We start from the raw sequence: 23,566 nt of genomic DNA, 5'->3' as shown, positions 1-23,566 counted from the left end.
ATGACATCGGAAGAACTAACATTGAATGTTGAAAAAGCATTAGAGGAAATCAGACCTTTTTTACAAAGTGATGGAGGAGATATTACATTGATTTCTGTTGAAGAAAATTCCGTAAAAGTAAGATTGGAAGGAGCCTGTGTAGGGTGTAGTGTCAATCAAATGACATTGAAAAGTGGTGTGGAAATGACGATTAAAAAATACGCACCACAAATTGAAGAGGTGATTAATGTAGTAGGTGTATAACCTGAGATATGTCATTATATATTATGAAGCATAACAATAACTTTGAAGGGTTTTAAAAATACTTTTTTTAATGATTAAGACCGACATACTTATAATTGGCGCGGGACCTACGGGTCTTTTCGCAGTTTTTGAAGCAGGACTATTAAAATTAAAATGCCATTTAATCGATGCGCTACCTCAAGCAGGTGGGCAGTGTTCTGAAATCTATCCTAAGAAACCTATTTACGATATTCCCGGTTTTCCAGAAGTTTTGGCAGGCGATTTGGTAGATAATCTTATGGAACAGATTAAGCCATTTCAACCCGGTTTTACCTTGGGTGAGCGCGCTGAAACTATTGAAAAACTAGACGATGGTTCTTTTGTGGTAACCACTAATAAAGGCACGAAACACCATGCGCCAATTGTAGCAATTGCAGGTGGTTTAGGGAGTTTTGAGCCTAGAAAACCACTATTGGAAAATTTGACAAAATTTGAAGATAATGGGGTTGCCTATATGATCAAGGATCCTGAAGTCTATCGCGATAAAAAAGTGGTCATTGCCGGTGGTGGTGATTCTGCTCTCGATTGGAGTATTTTCTTATCTAATGTTGCATCAGAAGTAACCTTGGTTCATAGAAGAAATGAATTTAGGGGAGCTTTAGACTCCGTTGAAAAAGTACAAGAACTAAAAAATCAAGGAAAAATCAACCTTGTTACCCCGGGAGAAATTATAGGGTTAAATGGAACGAATTCACTGGAGTCTGTTTTAATTCGTAAGACTAGTGATGCTAAAGAGGATATCACCTTAGCTGTTGATGCTTTTATTCCTTTATTCGGACTATCTCCTAAACTTGGGCCCATTGATGACTGGGGCTTGGAAATAGAAAAAAATGCTATTAAGGTCAATACATTTGATTATCAAACCAATATACCCGGTATTTATGCAATTGGAGATGTAAATACATATCCTGGCAAATTAAAACTGATTCTTTGTGGCTTTCATGAAGCAACTTTAATGTGCCAAAGTGCATTTCAAAAAATATTTCCGGATAAGAAATATGTTATGAAGTATACTACGGTAGGTGGGGTAGAAGGTTTTGACGGTAGTAAGAAGGAATCGCCAAAAGCGGTCGTGAAGGCCATAGAATAAATGAATTATAATGATATGCTGAGCGATGTAAAACGAGTACAATGCTATTGGCTTAAAAAAGTGTTACTTAATGACTGATATTAAAATTACTATAATTGACCGAGAGGGCATTTCACATGAAATCGATGCACCAACAGATATGAACATGAATTTAATGGAAGTAGTTCGTTCGTACGAATTAGCTCCAGAAGGGACAATAGGTATTTGTGGTGGTATGGCGATGTGTGCATCTTGTCAATGTTATGTGTTATCCGATCACGAACTTCCTGAGATGGGTGATGATGAGGAAGCCATGTTGTCAGAGGCATTTAATGTAAAAGATAATTCACGATTAGGTTGCCAATTACATATTTCTGAAGATATGGATGGGCTAGAAGTAGAGCTAGCTCCAGAAGAGGCTTAATACCATTTATTGAAATGTACATTTTAGTGACGAAGTAATCTGTTGAATTGGCGTTCTGAAGATTTTCCATGGCGCCAAAATTTAAAATAGAATTTTTATTTTCCAACAGCAAACGACCAAATTATATCCTCGCCTGATATGTAAACAAGTTATGGTACCTTCCTTCCGTTGCAATCAATTCATCATGTGTTCCTTGCTCTGCAATACGTCCGTTTTCAATTACCAAAATTTGGTCAGCTTTTCTAATGGTACTTAAGCGGTGTGCGATAACAAAGGTGGTTCTGCCTTTAGTAAGTTCTGCTAAACTTTTCTGAATTAATGCTTCACTTTCCGTATCAAGGTTGGATGTTGCTTCATCCAATATTAAAATTCTTGGGTTGGCCAACACAGCTCTTGCTATGGCGATACGTTGTCGTTGTCCACCAGATAATTTAACACCACGTTCACCAATCAATGTTTCTAATCCGTCATCAAAACGGTCTGTAAATTCATTTACATAAGCAGCATTTACTGCTGCGGTCAATTCCTCCTCTGTTGCATCAGGTCTCGGGAAAAGAATGTTCTGTCGTATAGTACCTTCAAAAAGAAATTCATCTTGTAAAACGACCCCTAGATGTTTTCTAAAGCTACCTAAGTTCACTTTAGAGATATCTTCCCCATCAACGGTAATTACACCTGATTGTGGGTTCAAAAAAGTCGCTGCTAATCCTGCAATAGTACTTTTGCCAGAACCTGAACTACCGACCAAAGCAATAACCTCTCCCGATCTTGCTTCAAAACTTATGTTATGTAGCACTTCTTTGTCCTCTTCATAGGCAAATGACACATCATTAAAAACGATATGGCCTTCTAGGTTTTTCAGTATTTCGGTACGATTTTCTTCATCAGATTCAGGAGTCATATTCATCAGTTCTTCGGTACGGTCTAAACCGGCCAATGCTTCTGTAAGTTGACTGCCAATATTGCTCATTTGAACAATAGGAGCCACCATAAGACCCAGCAAGAAGGTAAAGGTCAAGAAATCACCAATGGTCAATTCACCCATCATTATTTTGTAACCTCCAATTCCCATAATACCTGTAGTTGCCAACCCTAATAAAAAAGTAGATGAGCTTGTCATAAAAGCAGTTGCAGTCAAACTCTTCTTCACATTTTGAAAAAGACGTTCTACACCTTCCTCAAAAATTCTATTTTCTTGTTCCTCGGCATTAAAACCTTTAATTACACGGACACCGCCTAAAGTTTCGGTTAGCCGACCAGTTACTTCCGCATTTATTTTTCCTCTATTCCTAAATATGGGGCGAATAACTTTAAATGCCTTTAAAGCAATTAAAGCAAAAATAGCCAAGGGTATTAAAGTGAAAATTGTCATAGTCCAACTAATTCGGAGTAGTAATATCAAGGATACTACAGCTGTTATAGTGCCACCAACGAGTTGTACTAATCCAGTTCCTATTAAATTACGAACACCTTCGACATCACTCATAATTCGAGAAACCAATGCTCCTGATTTCGTATTATCGAAAAATCGAATAGGTAATGAAAGAACCTTCTTTTGTACTTGTGCCCTCAGCTCTGATATTAAATATTGAGCCTGAACACTTAGTATTTTTGTTAGTAAAAAAGAAGTAACCGCTTGCACTAATATTGCCAAACCAACGGAAAGTACCAGAATTTTTAAAAGGTCTACATTTTTATTGGGTATAATATCATCCATTAAATACTTAAGGGATAAGGGTGCTACAAAACTTGCAGCTTTACTGATTACGATTAACAGTAATCCTATGAAGACTAGCTTTCGTCTGGGCCAAATGATAGTTTTAAATGCGGAAAGTATAGTTACTTTTTTTTCTGACATGAAAAGGAGATTTTAAAAGTCTGCAAGTTACTTCAATTCTAAAGATTTGAATGTTTATTGATAAGGTTTTGAAATTGGGGTACAGTATCGATAAAGGTTTTTATATTTGAGTGTCGGTATCGATTTAGCCATGAGCAATAAAATTCTCATATTCTTTCTTTTATTAAACTCAGTGCATGCTAATGCCCAGCAACAGTATTATCAGTTACAAGAGTTTGTAACTGATAGTGCACAGATATTCACTAAAAATCAAGTTGAAGGTTTAAACCAAAAATTGGTGGATTTTGAAAATAAAACGACGAATCAGTTAGTTGTTGTTACTATAGAAGAATTGGGTTTTGATACGATTGAAACCTATGCCAATGGTCTTTTTAATCAAAATGGCATTGGGCAACAAGAAAAGGACAATGGTTTGTTGATTTTGTTTTCAGCATTCGATAGAGAGGTGAGAATAGAAGTGGGTTATGGTTTAGAGCCTTATATTACAGACGCCGTCGCTTCAAGAATTATAAGAAATACCATGATTCCTAATTTTAAGGAGGAGAAATATTTTCAAGGTATAAATGAAGCTACAGATCAATTAATAGAATTTTTAAATAACCCGGATGCTTTAGAAGAATTTAAAAAAGAGATAGCCGACGAAGAAGATAACGACCAACTTATCGGGTATCTATTTCTTGGTTTCTTCCTTTTGATTTTTACCTCCGTAGGTGGATTGTTCTTCTATAAGAGCTATAAAAATATAATAGAAGTTTTTAGGGGAATTTTTATGGGTAAACTAGGAGTCATACCTGGATTTTTTATGATTGTAGCTGGGTCTCTGTCAAGCATTTTTGGACTGATTTTTATGATGGTACCGCTTGTTGTAGCTTACAGTATATATTCGTCTAATCACGAAGCCGCTAAACAGGTTTTTGATGAACCAACTGTTTTACTGTGGTTACTACTACCTTATTTTGGTATTGCAGCAATCATAGCTTTTATAAAACTTAAGGTGCTGGGTAAAGAAGAATTAGGTATATCTTGGTTAAAGAACGATAAAACATATTATAGAAAAACATTTTCTTCTTCAGGAACACATTCATTTAGTTCGGGTAGTAGTTCTTCTGGCGGTAGTTCAAGTTCCTTTTCTGGTGGAGGAGGTAGTTCTGGCGGTGGTGGTTCTAGCGGAAGTTGGTAAAAACAGTTACATTTATATACCTTCAAACAATTGATAATAGCATTTTTATGAACAGAATAATTTACTTGGTAGTTTTTGTATTGATTATAGCCTGTAAGGCTGAAAATTCTAAAAATCCAGAAGTAGAGAAATGGGTAGAACAAGCTGATAATGTGGAAATTATAAGAGATGATTTTGGTGTGCCGCATATTTATGGTAAAACGGATGCTGATGCTGTATTCGGATTATTATATGCGCAGTGCGAAGACGATTTTAATCGGGTAGAGCAGAATTATATATGGGCAACCGGCAGGCTGGCAGAATTAGATGGGGAAGAGGCGTTGTATAGTGATTTACGGGCTAAATTGTTCATGACTGAAGAAGAGGCGAAAGCTAATTATGAAAAGAGTCCCGATTGGTTAAAGAAATTGTGTGATTCCTTTGCCGCTGGGGTAAATTATTATCTCTATACGCATCCTGAGGTACAACCAAGATTATTGACACATTTTGAACCGTGGATGCCCATGTATTTTAGCGAAGGTTCAATAGGTGGGGATATTGAGCGAATTTCTACAAAAAAAATAGCGGCTTTTTATGAAAGCGATATGGCATTACCAGAGATTCAATTGCTGCAAATGAAAAAGGAAAAGGAAGCAGAAGAACCGCAAGGGTCTAACGGAATCGCAATTTCAGGAAAATTAACGCAGTCAGGTAATCCGTTGTTATTGATTAATCCGCATACCTCATTCTATTTTCGAGGAGAAGTTCATGTGGTTTCGGAGGAAGGGTTGAATGCCTACGGAGCGGTTACTTGGGGACAGTTTTTTGTATATCAAGGTTTCAATGAAAAGACGGGTTGGATGCATACATCGACCTACACGGATGTTATGGATGAATTCAAGGAAACCATTGTCAAAAACGATGATAATCTGTTGTATCAATATGGTGAAGAATTACGCCCAGTAACATCATCTGAAATAGTGCTTAAATATTTGGATGGCGATGAGCTTAAAGAAAAAAAATATCCCGCTTACAGAACACACCACGGACCAATAACGCACCTTGCCGATGGCCAATGGACCGCTTCGGCTATGATGTGGGAACCTGTAAAGGCACTTGAGCAGTCTTTTATTAGAACCAAGCAAAGTGGGTATAAAGGATTTCGTGAAATGATGGACATTCGCACGAATTCAAGTAACAATACGGTGTATGCCGATGCAGAAGGTAATATTGCTTATTTCCACGGAAATTTTGTTCCTAAAAGAGATGTGAGGTTTAATTATGAAGAGCCCGTAGATGGTAGTAATCCCAAAACAGATTGGCAAGGGTTGCACACGGTCGATGAAAATATTTTGGTATTGAATCCAGAAAATGGATGGATTCAGAATTGTAATTCTACGCCCTATACTTCAGCATTGGAGTTCAGTCCGAAAAAAGAGAATTATCCCAATTATATGTCGAAAGACCAAGAGAATTTTAGGGGTGTGCATGCCATTGAATTACTAACGGATAGAAAAGGATATACCATCGATAGTTTAATTCAATTAGCGCACGATCCATATTTGCCAGCCTTTAAAGCGCTGATTCCTGGTTTGGTAAAAGCATATGACGCTAGCCCAAAAAAGGAGTTAAAAGAAGCGATTGAGGTGTTTCGCAATTGGGACTATAGAACTTCAAAAGAATCTGTAGCGATGACTTTAGCACATTTCTATGGCACGTTGAATTACCAAAAAGCAGTTCGACCAACGGGTCTTAATAGTATGGAGTTGGTCGAATATTGGGGAAGTGACTCTCCTAATACCGAAAAGCTGGCGGTATTTAAAGAGACTATAAAAATTTTAAATGATGATTTTGGAACATGGAAAATGCCTTGGGGCGAAGTCAACCGATACCAACGTTTAAATGGTGATATTAGGCAAGCGTTCAATGATGGTTTACCAAGTATTGGTGTAGGTTTTGCTTCGGGAACTTGGGGTGCTTTAGCTGCTTATGGGGCAAGATATACTGCACCTGGCGCTAAAAAAATATACGGTACACGAGGCAATAGTTTTGTTGCCGCGGTAGAATTTGGGGATAAAGTAAAAGCAAAAACCATTTTGGCAGGCGGACAAAGTGGTGATTCAACATCACCTCATTTTGACGATCAAACCGAAAAGTATCTAAACATAGATTGGAAGGATGCGGCTTATTATCGAGAAGATGTATTAAAAAGAGCGCAAGAAACATATACTCCAGGGAAAAGATAATATTATAAGCGTATTGGTATGTACTAATGGTAGGTATATCCAATAAAGAGAAGTAGTAGACCTACATAGATTCTTTGGTTACAATCAACGTAGCTTTCGAACCTGCGGATAGAAGCCATTTGTTCGAATAAATTAATTCTCCTTTATCATTATACACATCGACCTGGGCAGTATTTGGTGCAGAAGACCCATGATTTAGTGCTTCGAAATCTAAACGATTGAAACCATCTTGCAAATCGACATTCACTCCTTTAAATGCACCGGTAAGTAATAGGTTTGGCTCTATAACCATATCATTCATGTAGATTTTAACTCGGTCACCATCTACATATTCATGATCTCTACAAACAATACCTATAAATTTTCCACTGCTTTTCACGTCTCCTAAATACTGGTCAGCAAAAAATTGTCCTGAACCACCTAAACGTTCACCAGGACCAATTCGAGGGTCAATTTTCATACCTGTACCAGCTTGAACCAATTCTTCATCGCGCAGCATTTTAACAGGATTTGGGTCTTTCATATTAACATTAGGCTGCTCTTTAATTAGAGAAGGCATATTTAATACAGGACCCGCACTTGGTTTTCCTAAAGGCTCAATAGGATTTGCACTTTCAATTTTAAGTGGCTTAGACGTAGGTAAATCTGTTTGTGCGGAAACGATAACCACGTTAAAACAGAATAAAATACTAAAAAGAAAAAAAGGTTTCCTCATTGAGTTATCAATATGATGAAATAAAGATAACAAATACCCTGCCATGCGTACTTAAGGCTTCGTTAAATTAACTTCGATACTATGATTATTCGATAAACGAATTACAATTATTTGAGATTTTTTCTTAGAAAGCCGATAAAATTTCCATTCATTATTTTTTCAATATCCGACTGAATGTATCCTCTATTTTCCAACAAACTCACTATTTTTTGAAGGTCGGCAATAGTGTCAACATCCGCCGGCCCTTGTTCTTTTCCAAAACCGCCATCAAGGTCAGAGCCAATACCGACATGGTCTGCATTTCCAGAAAGTTGACATATATGGTCAATATTATCAAGTATTTGCTGTAAACTTACGTTAGCGGATTCAGGTGTTGATACTCCGCGTTCCCATGTTGCCGTCATCATCCAAGCATCTAAAACAACCCCAACTACGCCTTTTCGCGCAATAATTTCTTTCAACTGCTCATCGGTAAATTGTCTATGATGATTTACTAATGCTCTACAATTATTATGGCTGGCCCATAGAGGACCGTCATAATTCACCATAGTTTCCCAAAAGCTAAGGTCACATAAGTGGGTAACATCTAATATAATTCCTAATCGTTGAATTTCTTTTAATAGTTCTCTTCCTTTCGTACCAATGCCACCTACAGAATTTGTGCCATGAGCATATGTTCCAGGGCCATAATGAGCAGGCCCAATTGCACGTAGGCCTAGGTCGTAAGATTTTTGTAGGTACGAGATATCGACTATAGAATCTGCGCCTTCTAGGCTTAATAAATAACCAATAGGTTTTTTTTCTTCATCAGACTTCCAAAGTTCTAGGTGGGCCTCTAGTTGGGTTCTGTTAGTAATCTGTACCATTTCGCCAGCTTCTTCCATACTCTTGTACCAAGCCAATTGACCTTGCGTATGTGCCCAAGCCTGCTGCGGTGATTTCCATCCCGGTAGGGTATTGTCCTTATGCACATAGCGTGCAATTTGGGTAGCCATACAGAGTCCTATATTTCCTTCTCTCATAGCCTCTAGAGAAACCGTGTTGTTGCCACGACCTGGCTTATCGGTTAAACCCTGTTCGCTCTTTCTTATTTCTTCTATTGACCATGTGAGGTCACGATTCCAGTCCATAGCATTCATGGACAGGTCTAAATGCGCATCAAATATAAACATGCTTAAATAGTAGATTTATGGGTTCTAGCGGTTACTTTCCAATAGTCGATAATAATGCCATCTTTTACAACAGTTAATGTATCGTATTTCGCAACTGTTGGGCAAATGTGTTTTGGTATGGCATAGTGAACATCACCTACTTCTGGAATGGTCAAATCATCATATTCAACTACTAAATGCTCTTCTGATTGACTAATTTGGTTACTGTGCTCAAGGTCTAAAAATTCAATCCGTGGAAAAGGCATTTCTGGAGCTATTGATTTATGTCCCAAATCAAAACATAAGATACCGGTAGTAGGTTTGCTGAGTATTCGAGTTAGTAAAACAGCAGCAGGTAGAAAATTCATTTCAGGAAATTGAGCACCATAACCTATATCCCATAATAAGGTTGTACCTGGACTTGATTCTACATTTTTGCGTTTGCAGTGAAATGGAAACGTCGGAGACCCACCAGCAATAATTTTTGGGCTAGGGATATCTTGGTCTTCTATAGATTTTTTTAATAATTCGACCTCTTCAAAAGCAGTATTGCATTCTGCCTCTCTTATTTTCGGGTCGGTATTTCTTAAATGACCATCATAAACATGAAGGCCTTCTGCTATCAAATTAGGGTGATTGTTTAATTGTGTAAATAACTCTAAGGCTTTTTTATCTGGAGCAATACCAGTTCTGTTCATACCATTATTAATATCAACCCAAAGATGAATTTTGACATTATTGGCCTCTGCTAAATTCCCTAAAATAGAAACCATTGTCTCGTTATCGACTATAGTAGAAAATTTTGAATTTGGGTATTGTTTTGTTAATTCAATATACCGTTGAGCATTTGGCCCAATAGGTTGCATGGCCAACAAAATATCTGGAGCATTACAATTACCAAGTAATTCTGCTTCGGCGATGGTAGCGCATTTGAATTTCTTAATTCCGCGTGCCATCTGCATATTTATGATATTCGCGTTCTTGTATGTTTTTACATGCGGACGCAAACGATTTACATCGCCAATCATAGAGATCATCAACTCTATATTATGTTGAATTCTATCAGGATAAACCAATAAAGAAGGAGAGATAACTTCCTGTGTATTTTTTAAGGAATACCAATTTTTCTTTTGCATAGCTCTTAGTGATGTAGTTCGAAATGAGCTTCTATTTCAACAGGGATGCCACCAGGTAGTATCATACCAACTGCACTCCGTACACCTACGCCATTATCGGGTCCGAAAATATCTGCCATAAGTTCACTGAAACCATTGATGACCAATGGTTGCTGTCCAAAATCAGGGGTGGAATTTACCATACCCAAGGTTTTGACAATTCTTTTAATCTTATCGATATCTCCAAAATGAGTTTGTATGGTAGATAACATGGTAAGTGCAACTTGCCGTGCAGCTACTTTAGCTTCCTCCATAGTCATGTCATGCCCTGCACGGCCAATAATTAATGAACCGTCATTTTTCATTGGACCTTGACCGGAAATGTATAAAAAGTGGTCAACCACTAAAACAGGTTTGTAAAGGCCTGCAGGAGGTGGTGCAGGGGGTAAAACCAGACCCAACTCTTTAATTCTTTCTGAAGGTTTCATTTTCATAATACTTTAGATTTTAAATAAACATATTAATAACTAAGACACCTACTAGGCCCATAACACCAACTGTAGTTTCCATAACAGTCCAGCTTTTTAAGGTGTCTTTGACCGAAAGGTTGAAATATTCCTTAAATAACCAAAATCCGCTATCGTTAACATGGGACAACATTAAACTACCAGAGCCTATTGCTAATACCATTAATTCTGGACTAACACCTGTTCCTTGGGTAAGCGGTAAGACGATACCGGCAGCAGTTAAACCTGCAACCGTAGCAGAACCGACACAAACTCTAATAACGGTGGCTATCAGCCAAGCTAATATTAATGGGGAGATAGATGATTCTTGTAGCATGGCACCGATGTATTCACTAACACCACTATCGATAAGCACTTGTTTTAATGCGCCAGAACCAGCAATGATTAGTAAAACCATGGTAATTCCCGTTATAGCACTACCTACCGAGTCCATAACCTCTTTCATTTTTTTACCACGACCTAAACCTAAGGTGTAAATCGCCACCAAAACTGAAATAAGCATTGCTATTGCCGGATTTCCCATAAAAATCAAGGTCTTCTTCAAGAAAAAGGAATCGGGTAATGCAAACTCAGCTAACGCAGCAATAGCGATTAGAATAACAGGTAGAAGTGCACTAATAATACTATTTGCCATACTCGGCATTTCTTCTTCCTTTAAAATAACCGGATTTAAAAATTCTTTAAGTGGAGTCGCATTAATTCCCTTTAGTGTTCTGGAAAGTAATGGTCCAGCAACGATGATAGCTGGTATGGCAACACATATTCCGTATAATAATGTTTTACCGATATCTGCACTAAATGTGGCCGCAATGGCTGTTGGTGCAGGATGTGGAGGTAAATAACCATGAGTAACCGATAAGGAAGCCAACATGGGTAACCCTACATATAATAGTGGTAGCCCGGTTGCGGCGGCTATGGTAAAGACCAAGGGTACTAAAATCACAAATCCGACGGAATAAAACATAGGGATACCTACAATAAATCCTGTTAGGACCACTGCCCATTGAATGTTCTTTTTTCCGAATTTCTCTACCAATTTTGTTGTGATGCGTTGTGCAGCCCCACTATCTGCCACCAGCTTTCCTAGCATTGCTCCTAGGCCTAAAATAATAACAAGGAAACCAAGTATGTTTCCAATTCCTTTTTGAATGGAGTCTACCACAGATAACGGCTCCATACCTTCGGCAATACCAACAAACAGTGATACTATAATGAAGGTGATGAAGGCATTAAGTTTGAATTTGGCAATGAGGATAAATAAGAGTAAAATTCCTAAAATGACAATGATTAATGGCATATTATATTTGGTTTGAATAGGTTGATAACCTAAATATACCATAAAAAATAAGCTCAACATATTTTATCTAAACACGTTGAGCCTATTCAATAAAAATCTACTTACGATCCGTTAATTCTGGAGAACTAATTTTATAAAGTAGACCTGCTAAAATGGCGCCTACAATTGGGGCTAGCCAAAATAACCATAGTTGGTCAATGGCCCAATCACCAACAAAAAGAGCCTGGCTGGTACTTCTTGCTGGATTTACAGAAGTATTTGTAACAGGTATACTAATTAATTAAATGTATTAGGGTTAAACAAAGGCCTATTGCCAAGCCTGCGAAACCTCTTGGCGCCTTGGTATAGGTTTATCCTAAAATAACAAATATGAAAATGAAAGTCATTGCCACCTCAATAATTAATGCTGATGTCATACTGAATCCGCCTGGGGAGTGTTCGGCATAACCGTTGGCTGCAAAACCACCAATAACAAAATCAGGCTTGCCTGAAGCGATTAAGAAAAGTATTGCTGCCCCAGCAATACCACCTATGACTTGGGCAATTACATAAGGTAGTACGTTTTTCACATCAAAACGGCCAACTACCCAAAGGCCTATTGAGACTGCGGGATTTAAGTGACAACCAGAAATATGGCCAATGGCATAAGCTATTGTAATTACAGTTAAACCGAAGGCAAGGGAAACCCCAACAAAGCCAATTCCTAATTCAGGAAATCCTGCGGCAAGTACGGCACTACCAGAGCCACCTTGCACCAACCAAAGGGTGTCAACAAATTCTGCTATTATTTTTTTCATTTTAAAAAGGTTATTTGGTTTCTATTTATTTAGAAATAAAAACATTACGTAAGTCACATAATTTTAACCATTTTGTTTAATAAACACCTAGTGTAGATTCAATTTTGCAGAAAATTTTGCATGGAAAGGATTTATGAGTTGTTTTTAAAACGCTGTATCAATACGAACTCAAAAGTGTTTAGTTCGTAATTCTGTCATTTATTTTTTATACCAAATAGTGGTTGCAGAAGACCTATTTTTAGAATGATAAAGTGATAAATAATCCAGCTAATTAAAAATGTTCCAATAACAAGAATAAGCGCTTTTGGTAACAATCCCCAATCTAAATACATCAGGTAATAAGCTATCGCAACAGTTATGGTTTGATGAAGAATATAGAAAGGGTAAACGGCCCTATTCGCATAACTCAACAATTTACTAGGTTTATTTTGATGTTTGGCGGCGTAACCCAATAGCACCAATATCCAAGACCAAAGATTAATAATTTTTAAAAGGGCTTCGGTAAAATGTCTAGTATAACCATCTTCAAATTGCCATATAATGAGTAATCCTATGAAGCATAGAATGCCTAGAATAAACGCTTTTTTACGTATTTTTTCTATCTCTATCCAAAGAATTTGACCACATGATACCATGATAAATCCAAAGAAAAATAAGGTCATTGAGGAAAAGAAATTAAACCAGTCATTAATTAAATCATGCGTGATATCATAAAAAGGTTCAAGTAATGATTCTAATAAATACAAGGGTAGGGTGAAAATATAGAGTCCGAATGGCTTTTGTATCACTTTGCTAAACCAATCAACTATTTTGGTTTTTCTTTTTTTGATATACACAAAGATGGTTGAAAGTAACACTGAGAAAACAAATAGATAGGGTAAAAACCAGAGATGATGCCAGCTGATATTTCCTTCGGGATAGATACCTTCATAAGCTACGGTACTGAGATAATGTAAATAGGAACCTTGAAATTGACCTTCTGCCAATCGTTCAAAATATATTTGTGGCGGCACTACCACCAACATCCCAAATAGCAGTGGAATACCTAATCTTAGAAACCGTTCCTTATTAAACTGCCAAATAGTTCTTTTTGATAAAGCGTAGAAGGTACCCATACCAGATATTAGGAACAAAATGGGTAAACGCCACTGATTCAAAAATAGCATTGGCCATTTAATCCAATCATAGATAATATTGTTTTTTAGATGCCATCCCCAAGGGACAAAGAACATCCCGACATGATAAAAAATCAAAAGCGAAAAGACCACTACCCGTAACCAATCTAAATCGTACCTCCTAAATGTTTTTTCCATGACCCAATATTTAATTGGTCAAAATTGAGGGAATATGATATGGAAATTAAATTTTAGCATTTACAATTCGTCCATAATTACAATTTTGGAGAGATTGACTTTACGTACTGAGATGGTGAGTAGCCTGTTTGAATTTTAAAAGCATTGTAAAAAGCAGACTTAGATTTGAAGCCTACTGAATCTCCAATTGCTTCTATAGTAAGTTTATTGTATTGTGGATCAACAAGTCTTTCCTTAGCAACAACAATTCTTTTCGAATTGATATAATGGTTAAAATTAGAGCCAAACCCTGAGTTTATTGATTTTGATATTTGATTGGGATGAATATTCAAAAGATTGGCCAAATCATTCAAACTTGTATTTTTGGACAAATAATAACACTCAACATCAACAAATTTTTCAATATCAGTAAATGCTATTTCTTTAATTGGTTTACCTAAGGTCTCGTATTTGTCGGCAACCCAAGATTTGTCAAAGAATCGTGATTCTGTAATAATTATGTAGGTTGTTGAAAAAGCGACTATGGTTTGAAAAATTGAAATATAATGATCGCCTCCATCATCATCAAATATGTAGAAAATTAAAAATAGAAGCAGAAAGAAGGCACATAGTATAATAGCTGAATTTCGTGTGAAAATATATTTGGACGATTTTTTTTCAGCATTATTGTTTAAGTTTCTGAACCATTCTTCTCTGACCAATTTTAAGCTCAGTAATGTATATAGCAAAAGGCTAAAAAGTATGAGCCAATCTAAAATGTCTTTTATAAAATGATAATTATAATTAAATGATTCTGGAACGGTTGCAGTTTCCATTTTACTGTAATATGCGCCTAAATAGGCATTCAATTTTACAGAAATAGGAGCAAGATAAAATGGGATTTGAGATATAAAATAACCAAGTGGTAAAACAAAATGCCACCAATGTTTCTTAAATGAAATAGATGTTCTTTTTAAAAAACCATAAATAGAAAAGTATAGAAATGGTCCTATCAACAGAACCAGGGCTTCAGTTGAATCATTCAATACTAGTATATATTTCATTAGGCCAGTGTAGCATAAATAGGTGTCCAAAAATACAATTGCTCCAAAAAAGATTAAGAGTCCTAAATAAATCAACGGTAAATTACCTTTGCTCTTGGTGAAAAGTACAATGCTTAAAAATAGATTTTGAACAACGCCTAATAGCATAAAACTTGACGTAAGATTATGTCTTATCGGAATTTGTTCTATGAGATCATTGAGCATGTTCACTTTAACTTTTTTCTAAATAATCTTTTAATTTTTGAGGTCCTTCTAACAAAATACGAACTACGCGTAATGTACCATCATCTGTGGTATTTATCTGCCATTTTATTAAAGAGAGGTTGCCTTTTTCTATTTCAATTCCAGTAATACTTCTTGGGTGTACACAACTACCATCGTTAAATAGGGGTATATCGCCCGGTTCAGGAAAACGGGGTCTATGCGTATGGCCAACAACGGTTACTTTTAAACTGTTTTTAAGGATCCATTTTTTAATACGTCGTTCAACTTTTATAAGTTCTGTGTAGTTCTTGGCTGGTGATGTTGGGTCAGCAATACCCCAAACCTGTAATGGTTTCCAGAGTACCCTCACTAAAAATCTACCCCAACGCCAAAAAGTATAATTCCACCAATCAGCCTGGTGGCCGTGGGTTAGAAAAATTTCTTGTTGAGTGTCCCTATGTTTTAAGATAATTGCTTCATGATATTTAATTCCTTCAAAAAGCGCCTTGTCTTTATCTTCTATCGGTTCAAAATAACTTGACAGGTGTTTCTTTACGTAATCTTCATCTTTATAGACCATATCATGGTTTCCCCAAATCATATGTAATCTATGTTCTAAATGAAATTGCTTTAAAAGTTTATAAATATTTTTGTGGGCTTCAAATAAGGATGCAAAATTAATATTCTCCCAAAGTTCATCACCATCACCGAGCTCGCAGTATTGAAATCCTTCTGAATGATAAAATTTTAGGGCATGAAAATAGATGTTTCTATTATTGGCAAATTCATCGGCAAAACTGTTGTCACCCCTGTGACAATCACTAAAAAGTATGAATTTAGAGTTGTTGTCAAATGGAATGACCTTGGCATTTTCATAAGCTCTATTAAGTCTACTATCCGATGACATGGGCTATTTTTCGTTAAATATCCGAAAATCCAGTTAACCATAGGGGGTGAGTCTCCTAAAAAACTTGTATTGTTTTGTAACTTTACAGTGATTTAGTAGACTAAATAATTCATGGTTCAGCACGAGAGAAAGATAATGCCTGTAAAGCACCTCATTAGTTTTGAAGAACTTCTCAAGAAGTACGATGAACATTTAGAAGGTGATGATCCCTTTTTAGCCGCTACTGCCGAGAGAATATTGTATGCTCAAAGCGAATACCCAGAATTACGTGACGGATTTTCTGATTTTACATTGTTAGAAAAATATAAGGACGTAATTGATCGTATTTTACAAGATACATTTACGGAAGCTTTAAGTACGAATGAAATAAAGGTGGCTACCTTACCTTATCAAAATACCATTATAAAGTCTTCGAAACGCTTTCAGAAAATTATTAGCGAAGCGGGTAAGGAGTATGAGCCAGAACTGCGAAGTCTTGGCGACGATATGGATTATATTATGAGCTGTGTGGTCATATTAAATTTCTACTATGGTTTTCAGTTAGACTTTAGTCGCCCATACTTTTATGATATACCAGATGTTAATGGAGTAATGCGTCACTATCGCGTTTTATATAATGCTGATTTTATTAACATTATTCCTACAGAAAAATCTAAGAAGATTACCCAAGAAGATGTAGATGAATTACTTGCAAGGCCAAATGATGTTGATCTTTGGATGGATAAAATTCCACCTGAAAGTTTTATATCTAAAGGATTTGTTATCGCCAATTTGTTCGATGTTACTATGGAACAGGCAATTTCTGATATAAAGTCAAAATTGATTTCAAAGGACCATTTGGCTCCAGATAATTTTACGGAAGAACTTCAAGAAACTTTTAAATCGTTTTTTAAGTTGCCAAATATTAGAGTAGGGTTCGCAAACTTCAATGTAAGACAAGATCAGTTCGAGGCAGTTGCAGGTATGGGGTTTGAAAGTTATCTTTTAAATGGAGAAGTAATAGTCGGTTGTAAGCGTGCGCTTTGTGAAGAATCTTACAGAAAACTGATTAAGGAAAATTCATATTTTGCAATTACAGATGTTAATCGGATGGCTGAACAATCTAGCGGGATGGAGCCTTATGCAGGCTTAAAAAAGCAGGGAGTTCAGAGTGCAATTTTTGCACCTATTGCCTATGAGAATAAACTCTTAGGAATTTTGGAAATAGTATCTGAGAAAAAAGGGGTGCTTAATGGTGTTAATGCTCAAAAGCTTGATGATGTATTGCCATATATTGTTTCAGCATTAGTTCGTAATAATAATGAAAAAAATAATAGAATAGATGCTATAATTCAAAATGAATGTACTTCTGTGCACTCATCTGTTTATTGGAAATTTCAAGAGGAAGCCAAAAGGTTTTTGAACGATCAACTAGAAGGTAAAGCACCTACTTTTAGAGAAATTGTTTTTAAAGATGTTTATCCGTTATTTGGACAAATTGATATAAAAGACTCATCGAAAGCTAGAAATTTAGCTATTCAAAGAGATTTGATGATTCAACTTTCTGAAATTAATGATGTCTTGGTAATTGCATTGAAAAAATGGAATTTACCTATCTACGAAGAATTAAATTTTAGGGTGAACAATCATCTTGAAAGCATTAAAGAAATGCTATATACAAATAGTGAACAATCCATTTTCGACTTTGTTAAAGATGAAATTTCTCCAGTTTTTGAACACCTTAAAAAGTCAGATGTTGTTTTAGAAAAACATATTTTGGCTTATGAGGCTAAAATAGATCTGGGAACAGATTCTTATTATGATCATAGAAAAAATTATGATGAAAGTGTTACGTTAATTAATAAGAAGCTGTCTTCGGTAATAGATAAAAGACAGGAAAGTGCACAGGCAATGTTTCCTCATTATTATGAGCGCTATAAAACCGATGGTGTTGAACATAATATGTATATCGGCGCTTCTATTTCAGAAAATACAGACTACAATAATTTATATCTAAACAATCTTAGATTGTGGCAATTGCAGGTTATGTGTGAAATGGAGAATGTTCATTATGTATTAAAACCAAAATTACCGATACCATTAGATGCCACATCATTGATATTGGTATATAATACATCATTGTCTATCCGATTTAGAATGGATGAAAAACAATTTGATGTTGACGGCACATATAACGCTCGTTATGAGGTAATTAAAAAGAGAATTGATAAATCATTTATAAAAGGAACTACTCAACGTTTAACGCAAAAAGGATTACTTTCTATAGTTTATTCTCAGAAAAAAGATGAGTTAGAATATTTGAGATACATCACATTCTTAAGATCTAAAGGCTATTTCACCGATAAGATTGAAATTGTAGAGCTAGAAGGTTTACAGGGTGTTTCTGGTTTAAAAGCTATACGTGCCGAAATTCTATACAAAAGAGATCAAGAGCCTGAAAAGACCTACACTTATGAGGATTTGATGGAAGCTTTAAAAGAATAACACCTGACTTAGTAGCTCTAATTTACGATCTGGACCATAGAATTTAAAAGATATTGCAAACGCGATAACCGATAAAATCATTCCTATCATGAAAATGGTATAGGTCCAACGTAAAAGTTTATATTTTCTATTTAATACAATACCTAGAAAGTAAAGATCTTTTGTCAATGAGGTGTAGATGTAGTCTTTGTCTTTTAGCATTTGTTGAATTGCCCACTCATATTCTGTCAAATTCATTTTATGGAAATTACCGAAGAACAATAGATTAACATTTTTATTTTCTACATCTTCTTTAGTGAATTCACCGCTGGTAACGTTTGGTCTGGTTGCCAATACGGCCAATATCATTGAAATAATAGCAAACAAAACGAATATTACGGTTGGGTAAATTAAATAATCGTTTGAAGGATTATCTAATTTTGGAATAAGATTAGATAGGGCCAATGAGATAATAATGGCATTTACAGATAATAGAATATTTGCTTTGGTATCTGCAATATCACTAAGGGCAATATGATTTTTTAAAGTTACACGATATAAAGTTTGGATTCCTCGATCTGGACTCTCACTTTTAAACTTAACTTTTAGTCTTTCTTTTTTGGCTAGTTTTTTTTCAGATTTTTTATCCTTAATTAATTTTCTAAGGTTTTTATCTTTTTTTTCTAACCAATGCTCTTTAGCATAATCTGTATAGTAGTGATGGTCAGTTCTAAAAACCTTAATATTTCCGTCTAACCATTCTTTTGGGCTATAATCTTTAATGCCTAAAAGCTTCAGTTCTTCACGTAATAACTCTGAAGTTTCTATGTAGCTACTTTGGGCAAAATGAGAAGAATCTGCATCTCGAATGATTTCATCCATCAAATTAGATGGTTTGGCATTCCATTTTGTGGCCCTAATGCATGCTTTGATTTTCTCTATTCCTTCTTTATAATACCCTTCTTTCAATAAAAACGCTTCTACTATTTCACAACTACTTTCTTCATGTGCTTCAGTTCCTTTGGTGTAACCAGTGTCATGAAACCAAGCTACTAATTGTAATAGCTCTCTTTCTTGATTGGAAAGAGAACATGCCTCAAGTAATTCTTTAGTACTTTTAACGACTCTTTGTGTATGTCTTAGGTTGTGGTACAGAAAATTTTTATCCAATTTGGTGGTAAGTAGCTCGACTACAAACTGTTGTGTCTTCTCTAAAATGTTCGACATAGAAACTGTTGGTTAGAATTACACAAATTACGAAAATATAAATAGGGTTACATTGCTATGAAAAAATATTATTCCTATCTGTTAATTTTATTATTCATTACTAGTTGCGCTACATATAGCACTAAGTATGTAGATGAGAAATATGCTGTAGATGTTAAAGAGTTAAAAGAGATTTCACATACATTCTATTTAATAGGTGATGCTGGTTTATCACCTATGGGAAGTATGAACCCTGCACTTAAGATTTTTAAAGATAAATTAGATAAGGCAGATAAGAATAGTACCGCTATTTTTTTGGGTGACAATATATATCCAGCAGGTTTGCCAGACCCAAAAGATTCAACAGTGGCCTATTTGACTGCAAAAAATCATTTAGATGCACAGTTGAAAACACTTGACGATTTTAAAGGAAGACCACTTTTTATTCCAGGTAATCATGATTGGTATACAGAAGGATTAGTTGGTCTTGAGCGTGAAGAAGATTATATTAAAAAGGCCTTAAAACAAAAGAATCCATTTTTACCGGAAAACGGTTGCCCTATTGATGTTGTTGAAATTGGTGACGATATAGCGATTATAACCATAGATACGGAGTGGTACCTTACCAATTGGGATAAAAGGCCCGATATGAATGACAAGTGCGATATAAAAAGTAGGGAAAAGTTCTTGTTAGAACTTGAAGATGCTATTAAAGATTATCGTGATAGAACTACAGTTATTGCCATGCATCATCCTTCAAGCAGTTATGGTCCTCATGGTGGTCAATATTCCTTAAGAAAACAATTTTACCCCAAAGAATTACCATTCCCAATTCCGGTTTTGGGTACATTCATTAATGTTTTAAGAAATACATCTGGTGCATCAATAGAAGATTTAAATAATAAGCGATATAGAGAGCTAATGAACAGGATGACTACATTGGCTCAATTTTCTGAACGGGTAATATTTGTATCGGGTCATGAGCATACATTACAATATATAGTTGAAAATAATACGCCGCAGATTGTTAGTGGGTCTGGATCAAAAGAGGGTACTACTAAGTTATTGAATGGATCTCAATTTAATACAGGTAAAATGGGATTTGCTACTTTAGAAGTGTATACTGATGGTTCTTCTAGAGTTCGATTTTATGCTGTTGGTACAGATAAAAAAGAAGATTTTTTATTTACCAATGTTGTTTTACCACCTACTTTAAATGAATATATAGGTGACTTTACAACTAACTTTCCTGATTCTGTAAAAGCATCGGTTTACACTAAAAAAGAAATTGATAAAAGTGGTTTCTTTAAAGGAGTTTGGGGAGAACGTTATCGTAAATATTATGGTACTGAGGTCAAGGTGCCAACTGTAAATCTTGATACATTGATGGGCGGTTTAGTTCCTGTAAAAAAAGGCGGAGGCCATCAGTCTAAATCTTTACGTCTTCAACATAAAGATGGTAGAGAATATGTAATGAGGGCTTTGAAAAAGAGCGCTGAGCTTTATTTACAGTCTATGGCATTTAAAGACCAATATGTGCTAGATGATTTAAAAGAAACGTATACCCAAGAAATATTACAAGATTTTTATACCGGGTCACACCCATATGGACCGTTTACGACAGGTGTGCTCTCAGATGCAGTTGGTATATACCATACTAACCCTGTACTTTACTATGTGCCAAAACAACCTGCGTTAAAGCAGTACAATGATTCTTTTGGTGATGAGCTGTATATGATAGAAGAACATACTGGTGATGGTCATGGCGATTTGGCGAGTTTTGGTTACGCGAACGAATTAAAAAGCACCGATAGCATGCTTGAAGATTTACGTGATGATGAAAAGTATGGAGTCGATAAAGATTTATATCTAAGATCTAGACTATTTGATATGGTTTTGGGAGATTGGGATAGGCATGTAGACCAATGGCGTTGGGCAGAATTTGAAGATAAGAAAAAAATAATTTATAGACCTATACCTAGAGATCGCGACCAAGTATATTCTAAAATGGGAGATGGAGCATTAATGAACATTGCTACACGTATTATACCTGGTTTAAGACTCATGGAAGGTTTTAATAAAGATATTAGAAGCGTAAAAGGTTTCAATTCTTCACCGATGACTTATGTTTTGGATCTGACCTTATTAGGTGAAACTGAAAAAAGCCAATGGTTAGCTCAAGCAAAGTATTTACAAGAAAATTTGACTGTTAGTGCCATTGACAAAGCATTCGAAGCCTTTCCTAAAGAGGTTCGCGATGAAACAGTCGAAGAGATAAAGAATATTTTGTTAGCACGTTTAAGTCATATTCAAGAGACAGCTGAAGAGTATTATAAAATATTGAATAAGTATGCGGTTGTCGCAGGTACCGATAAGGACGATTGGTTTGAAATAAACAGACTTGATGAAAAAGAAACAGAAGTAAAAGTATATAGAAATATAGATGGTAAAAAGGATAAGTTATTCTTTTACAAAGTATTTACAAAAGAGGATACCAAAGAAATATGGGTATTTGGTTTAGATGATGATGATATTTTTGAAGTTAACAATCCTTTAAATTATAATGGGGTAAAAGTTAGGATAATAGGTGGCCATAATAATGATATCTATAGAGTTGAAAATGGAAAGAATATTGCGCTATATGATTACAAAAGCAAAGAGAATACCTTTGAAGAAAGAGGAGGGGCAAAAGTTAAATTGTCCGATGATTATGAACTAAACACGTATCAACCTCTTAAATTAAGAAATAGTTTTAATCAAATTATCCCTACTGTTGGCTTTAATCCTGATGATGGCATACGTATTGGATTTATGAATACATATACCTATAACGGATTTAGACAGAATCCATTCACCCAACAGCATACTTTTGGGGCATCATATTATTTTGCTACCAGTGGTTTTGATTTTAAATACCAGGGTGAGTTTGCACATTTGTTTGAAAATTGGAACGGCGAAATATCCGCTCGTTTTACTAGTCCTAATTTTGCCGTGAATTTTTTCGGATATGGGAATAACACAGTAAATTTAGATGATGACCTAGAACTTGATTACAATCGAGTAAAACTTAGGCAAATTGAATTTTCACCTTCTTTGGTTTGGAGAGGGGAATTAGGGGCAAAAGTAAAGGTTGGTCTATCATATCAAGATATTAGTGTTGAAGAAACAGATGATAGATTTATAAATACATTTTACCAACAAAATGGGGAAGAGACCAATAGCGATTTTATTGGTGCTCATGCAGGATATTCATATGAAAACAGAGATAATGAAGCTTTTCCTACATTAGGTATGGCAAGCTCTTTACAAGTTGGTTTTAAAGACAATATTTCTACAGATGGAGGTAATTATGGATATGTTATACCTTCAATAAGTTTCGATTATAAATTGATTCCAAGTGGCCGCTTAGTTTTGGCTACTAAATGGAAAGCCCATTTTAATATGGGTAATGGTTATGAGTTTTACCAGGCAGCAAGTATTGGTGGCTTAGATGGTTTGCGAGGTTTTAGAAATCAACGATTTACTGGTAAAACATCATACTATCAAAATACGGATATCAGATTTAGCCTAAATAAAAAGCGGACAAGATTACTGCCAATGGCCATGGGGCTATTTGGAGGGTTTGATTATGGTAGAGTTTGGTATCCTGGGTTGAGTTCTGAAAGATGGCATACGTCATACGGTGGCGGATTCTTTTTGAATGCCTCTGATATTATATCTATTAATACCGCACTATTTGCAAGTGAAGATGGGGCTAGATTTACCTTTGGGTTAGGTTTCGGTTTCTAAA

Annotated in this window: 17 protein-coding genes and 1 pseudogene; 7 read left to right on the top strand and 11 right to left on the bottom strand. The window is 35.6% G+C overall.

The window, feature by feature from the left end:
* The 3 genes from BMY56_RS04990 to BMY56_RS04980 all read left to right on the top strand — a co-directional run bounded on the left by BMY56_RS04990 (nucleotide 1) and on the right by BMY56_RS04980 (nucleotide 1,775).
* Complete coding sequence (locus BMY56_RS04990; RefSeq protein ID WP_091620757.1) at nucleotides 1-243, top strand: NifU family protein; 243 nt, start codon at nucleotides 1-3, stop codon at nucleotides 241-243.
* 70 nt (nucleotides 244-313) lie between these two features.
* On the top strand, nucleotides 314-1,372 hold the full coding sequence (locus tag BMY56_RS04985) for an NAD(P)/FAD-dependent oxidoreductase (RefSeq protein ID WP_091620754.1): 1,059 nt from the start codon (nucleotides 314-316) through the stop codon (nucleotides 1,370-1,372).
* A 70-nt stretch (nucleotides 1,373-1,442) separates the two neighbouring features.
* Nucleotides 1,443-1,775, top strand: coding sequence for a 2Fe-2S iron-sulfur cluster-binding family protein (locus tag BMY56_RS04980; protein WP_091620750.1), 333 nt, complete (start codon nucleotides 1,443-1,445; stop codon nucleotides 1,773-1,775).
* Between the two features lie 121 nt (nucleotides 1,776-1,896).
* On the opposite strand, the gene BMY56_RS04975 is transcribed toward BMY56_RS04980, so the two are convergent.
* Nucleotides 1,897-3,633 carry an ABC transporter ATP-binding protein gene (locus BMY56_RS04975; protein ID WP_091620747.1) on the bottom strand — a complete coding sequence of 579 codons (1,737 nt, stop codon included), beginning with the start codon at nucleotides 3,631-3,633 and terminating at the stop codon, nucleotides 1,897-1,899.
* 106 nt (nucleotides 3,634-3,739) lie between these two features.
* Here BMY56_RS04975 and BMY56_RS04970 point away from each other — a divergent pair, with 106 nt between their 5' ends.
* Complete coding sequence (locus BMY56_RS04970) at nucleotides 3,740-4,813, top strand: TPM domain-containing protein (protein WP_245737140.1); 1,074 nt, start codon at nucleotides 3,740-3,742, stop codon at nucleotides 4,811-4,813.
* 47 nt (nucleotides 4,814-4,860) lie between these two features.
* Complete coding sequence (locus BMY56_RS04965) at nucleotides 4,861-7,038, top strand: acylase (RefSeq protein ID WP_091620742.1); 2,178 nt, start codon at nucleotides 4,861-4,863, stop codon at nucleotides 7,036-7,038.
* Between the two features lie 61 nt (nucleotides 7,039-7,099).
* Here the strand turns inward: BMY56_RS04965 and BMY56_RS04960 are convergent, their stop codons facing one another.
* The 9 genes and pseudogenes from BMY56_RS04960 to BMY56_RS04920 form a co-directional block, all read right to left on the bottom strand.
* A complete protein-coding gene (locus BMY56_RS04960; protein WP_091621809.1) occupies nucleotides 7,100-7,753 on the bottom strand; it encodes a hypothetical protein in 654 nt (217 codons plus the stop codon).
* 107 nt (nucleotides 7,754-7,860) lie between these two features.
* Entirely contained in the window at nucleotides 7,861-8,925 is a 1,065-nt protein-coding gene (locus BMY56_RS04955; RefSeq protein WP_091620739.1) for a dipeptidase, read from the bottom strand.
* Between the two features lie 2 nt (nucleotides 8,926-8,927).
* A complete protein-coding gene (locus tag BMY56_RS04950; protein WP_091620737.1) occupies nucleotides 8,928-10,040 on the bottom strand; it encodes a D-TA family PLP-dependent enzyme in 1,113 nt (370 codons plus the stop codon).
* A 5-nt stretch (nucleotides 10,041-10,045) separates the two neighbouring features.
* Entirely contained in the window at nucleotides 10,046-10,513 is a 468-nt protein-coding gene (locus BMY56_RS04945) for a RidA family protein (RefSeq protein ID WP_091620733.1), read from the bottom strand.
* Nucleotides 10,514-10,526: 13 nt separating this feature from the next.
* Nucleotides 10,527-11,843: a gluconate:H+ symporter gene (locus tag BMY56_RS04940; protein WP_091621806.1), complete on the bottom strand. Its 1,317-nt coding sequence runs from the start codon at nucleotides 11,841-11,843 to the stop codon at nucleotides 10,527-10,529.
* 97 nt (nucleotides 11,844-11,940) lie between these two features.
* Nucleotides 11,941-12,640: pseudogene (gene aqpZ, locus BMY56_RS04935) on the bottom strand (aquaporin Z).
* Nucleotides 12,641-12,834: 194 nt separating this feature from the next.
* A complete protein-coding gene (locus BMY56_RS04930) occupies nucleotides 12,835-13,953 on the bottom strand; it encodes an acyltransferase family protein (RefSeq protein WP_091620730.1) in 1,119 nt (372 codons plus the stop codon).
* 77 nt (nucleotides 13,954-14,030) lie between these two features.
* Nucleotides 14,031-15,200: a helix-turn-helix domain-containing protein gene (locus BMY56_RS04925; protein ID WP_091620727.1), complete on the bottom strand. Its 1,170-nt coding sequence runs from the start codon at nucleotides 15,198-15,200 to the stop codon at nucleotides 14,031-14,033.
* 7 nt (nucleotides 15,201-15,207) lie between these two features.
* Nucleotides 15,208-16,107 carry a metallophosphoesterase family protein gene (locus tag BMY56_RS04920; RefSeq protein WP_091620725.1) on the bottom strand — a complete coding sequence of 300 codons (900 nt, stop codon included), beginning with the start codon at nucleotides 16,105-16,107 and terminating at the stop codon, nucleotides 15,208-15,210.
* A gap of 111 nt (nucleotides 16,108-16,218) precedes the next feature.
* On the opposite strand from BMY56_RS04920, the gene BMY56_RS04915 reads away from it, so the two are divergent.
* Complete coding sequence (locus BMY56_RS04915) at nucleotides 16,219-18,591, top strand: GAF domain-containing protein (protein WP_091620722.1); 2,373 nt, start codon at nucleotides 16,219-16,221, stop codon at nucleotides 18,589-18,591.
* Here BMY56_RS04915 and BMY56_RS04910 read toward each other — a convergent pair.
* Nucleotides 18,580-19,797, bottom strand: coding sequence for a Pycsar system effector family protein (locus BMY56_RS04910; protein WP_091620719.1), 1,218 nt, complete (start codon nucleotides 19,795-19,797; stop codon nucleotides 18,580-18,582). The two genes, BMY56_RS04915 and BMY56_RS04910, sit on opposite strands and share 12 nt — an antisense overlap.
* Nucleotides 19,798-19,854: 57 nt before the next feature.
* Here BMY56_RS04910 and BMY56_RS04905 point away from each other — a divergent pair, with 57 nt between their 5' ends.
* Entirely contained in the window at nucleotides 19,855-23,565 is a 3,711-nt protein-coding gene (locus BMY56_RS04905) for a metallophosphoesterase (RefSeq protein ID WP_091620716.1), read from the top strand.
* Nucleotide 23,566 lies beyond the last annotated feature (1 nt).

Origin of the sequence: Maribacter orientalis, from assembly GCF_900109345.1 — a bacterium.
In the GTDB taxonomy this organism is placed as follows: Bacteria; Bacteroidota; Bacteroidia; order Flavobacteriales; family Flavobacteriaceae; genus Maribacter; species Maribacter orientalis.
Note: the sequence above shows the minus strand (reverse complement) of the source record. Positions and strands in the feature narration are given on the sequence as shown.

Coding starts and splice junctions, on each gene's coding strand:
- BMY56_RS04990 (WP_091620757.1), top strand. CDS start 1: ATGACATCGGAAGAACTAACATTGAATGTTGAAAAAGCATTAGAGGAA.
- BMY56_RS04985 (WP_091620754.1), top strand. CDS start 314: ATGATTAAGACCGACATACTTATAATTGGCGCGGGACCTACGGGTCTT.
- BMY56_RS04980 (WP_091620750.1), top strand. CDS start 1,443: ATGACTGATATTAAAATTACTATAATTGACCGAGAGGGCATTTCACAT.
- BMY56_RS04975 (WP_091620747.1), bottom strand. CDS start 3,633: ATGTCAGAAAAAAAAGTAACTATACTTTCCGCATTTAAAACTATCATT.
- BMY56_RS04965 (WP_091620742.1), top strand. CDS start 4,861: ATGAACAGAATAATTTACTTGGTAGTTTTTGTATTGATTATAGCCTGT.
- BMY56_RS04960 (WP_091621809.1), bottom strand. CDS start 7,753: ATGAGGAAACCTTTTTTTCTTTTTAGTATTTTATTCTGTTTTAACGTG.
- BMY56_RS04955 (WP_091620739.1), bottom strand. CDS start 8,925: ATGTTTATATTTGATGCGCATTTAGACCTGTCCATGAATGCTATGGAC.
- BMY56_RS04950 (WP_091620737.1), bottom strand. CDS start 10,040: ATGCAAAAGAAAAATTGGTATTCCTTAAAAAATACACAGGAAGTTATC.
- BMY56_RS04945 (WP_091620733.1), bottom strand. CDS start 10,513: ATGAAAATGAAACCTTCAGAAAGAATTAAAGAGTTGGGTCTGGTTTTA.
- BMY56_RS04940 (WP_091621806.1), bottom strand. CDS start 11,843: ATGCCATTAATCATTGTCATTTTAGGAATTTTACTCTTATTTATCCTC.
- BMY56_RS04930 (WP_091620730.1), bottom strand. CDS start 13,953: ATGGAAAAAACATTTAGGAGGTACGATTTAGATTGGTTACGGGTAGTG.
- BMY56_RS04925 (WP_091620727.1), bottom strand. CDS start 15,200: ATGCTCAATGATCTCATAGAACAAATTCCGATAAGACATAATCTTACG.
- BMY56_RS04920 (WP_091620725.1), bottom strand. CDS start 16,107: ATGTCATCGGATAGTAGACTTAATAGAGCTTATGAAAATGCCAAGGTC.
- BMY56_RS04915 (WP_091620722.1), top strand. CDS start 16,219: ATGGTTCAGCACGAGAGAAAGATAATGCCTGTAAAGCACCTCATTAGT.
- BMY56_RS04910 (WP_091620719.1), bottom strand. CDS start 19,797: ATGTCGAACATTTTAGAGAAGACACAACAGTTTGTAGTCGAGCTACTT.
- BMY56_RS04905 (WP_091620716.1), top strand. CDS start 19,855: ATGAAAAAATATTATTCCTATCTGTTAATTTTATTATTCATTACTAGT.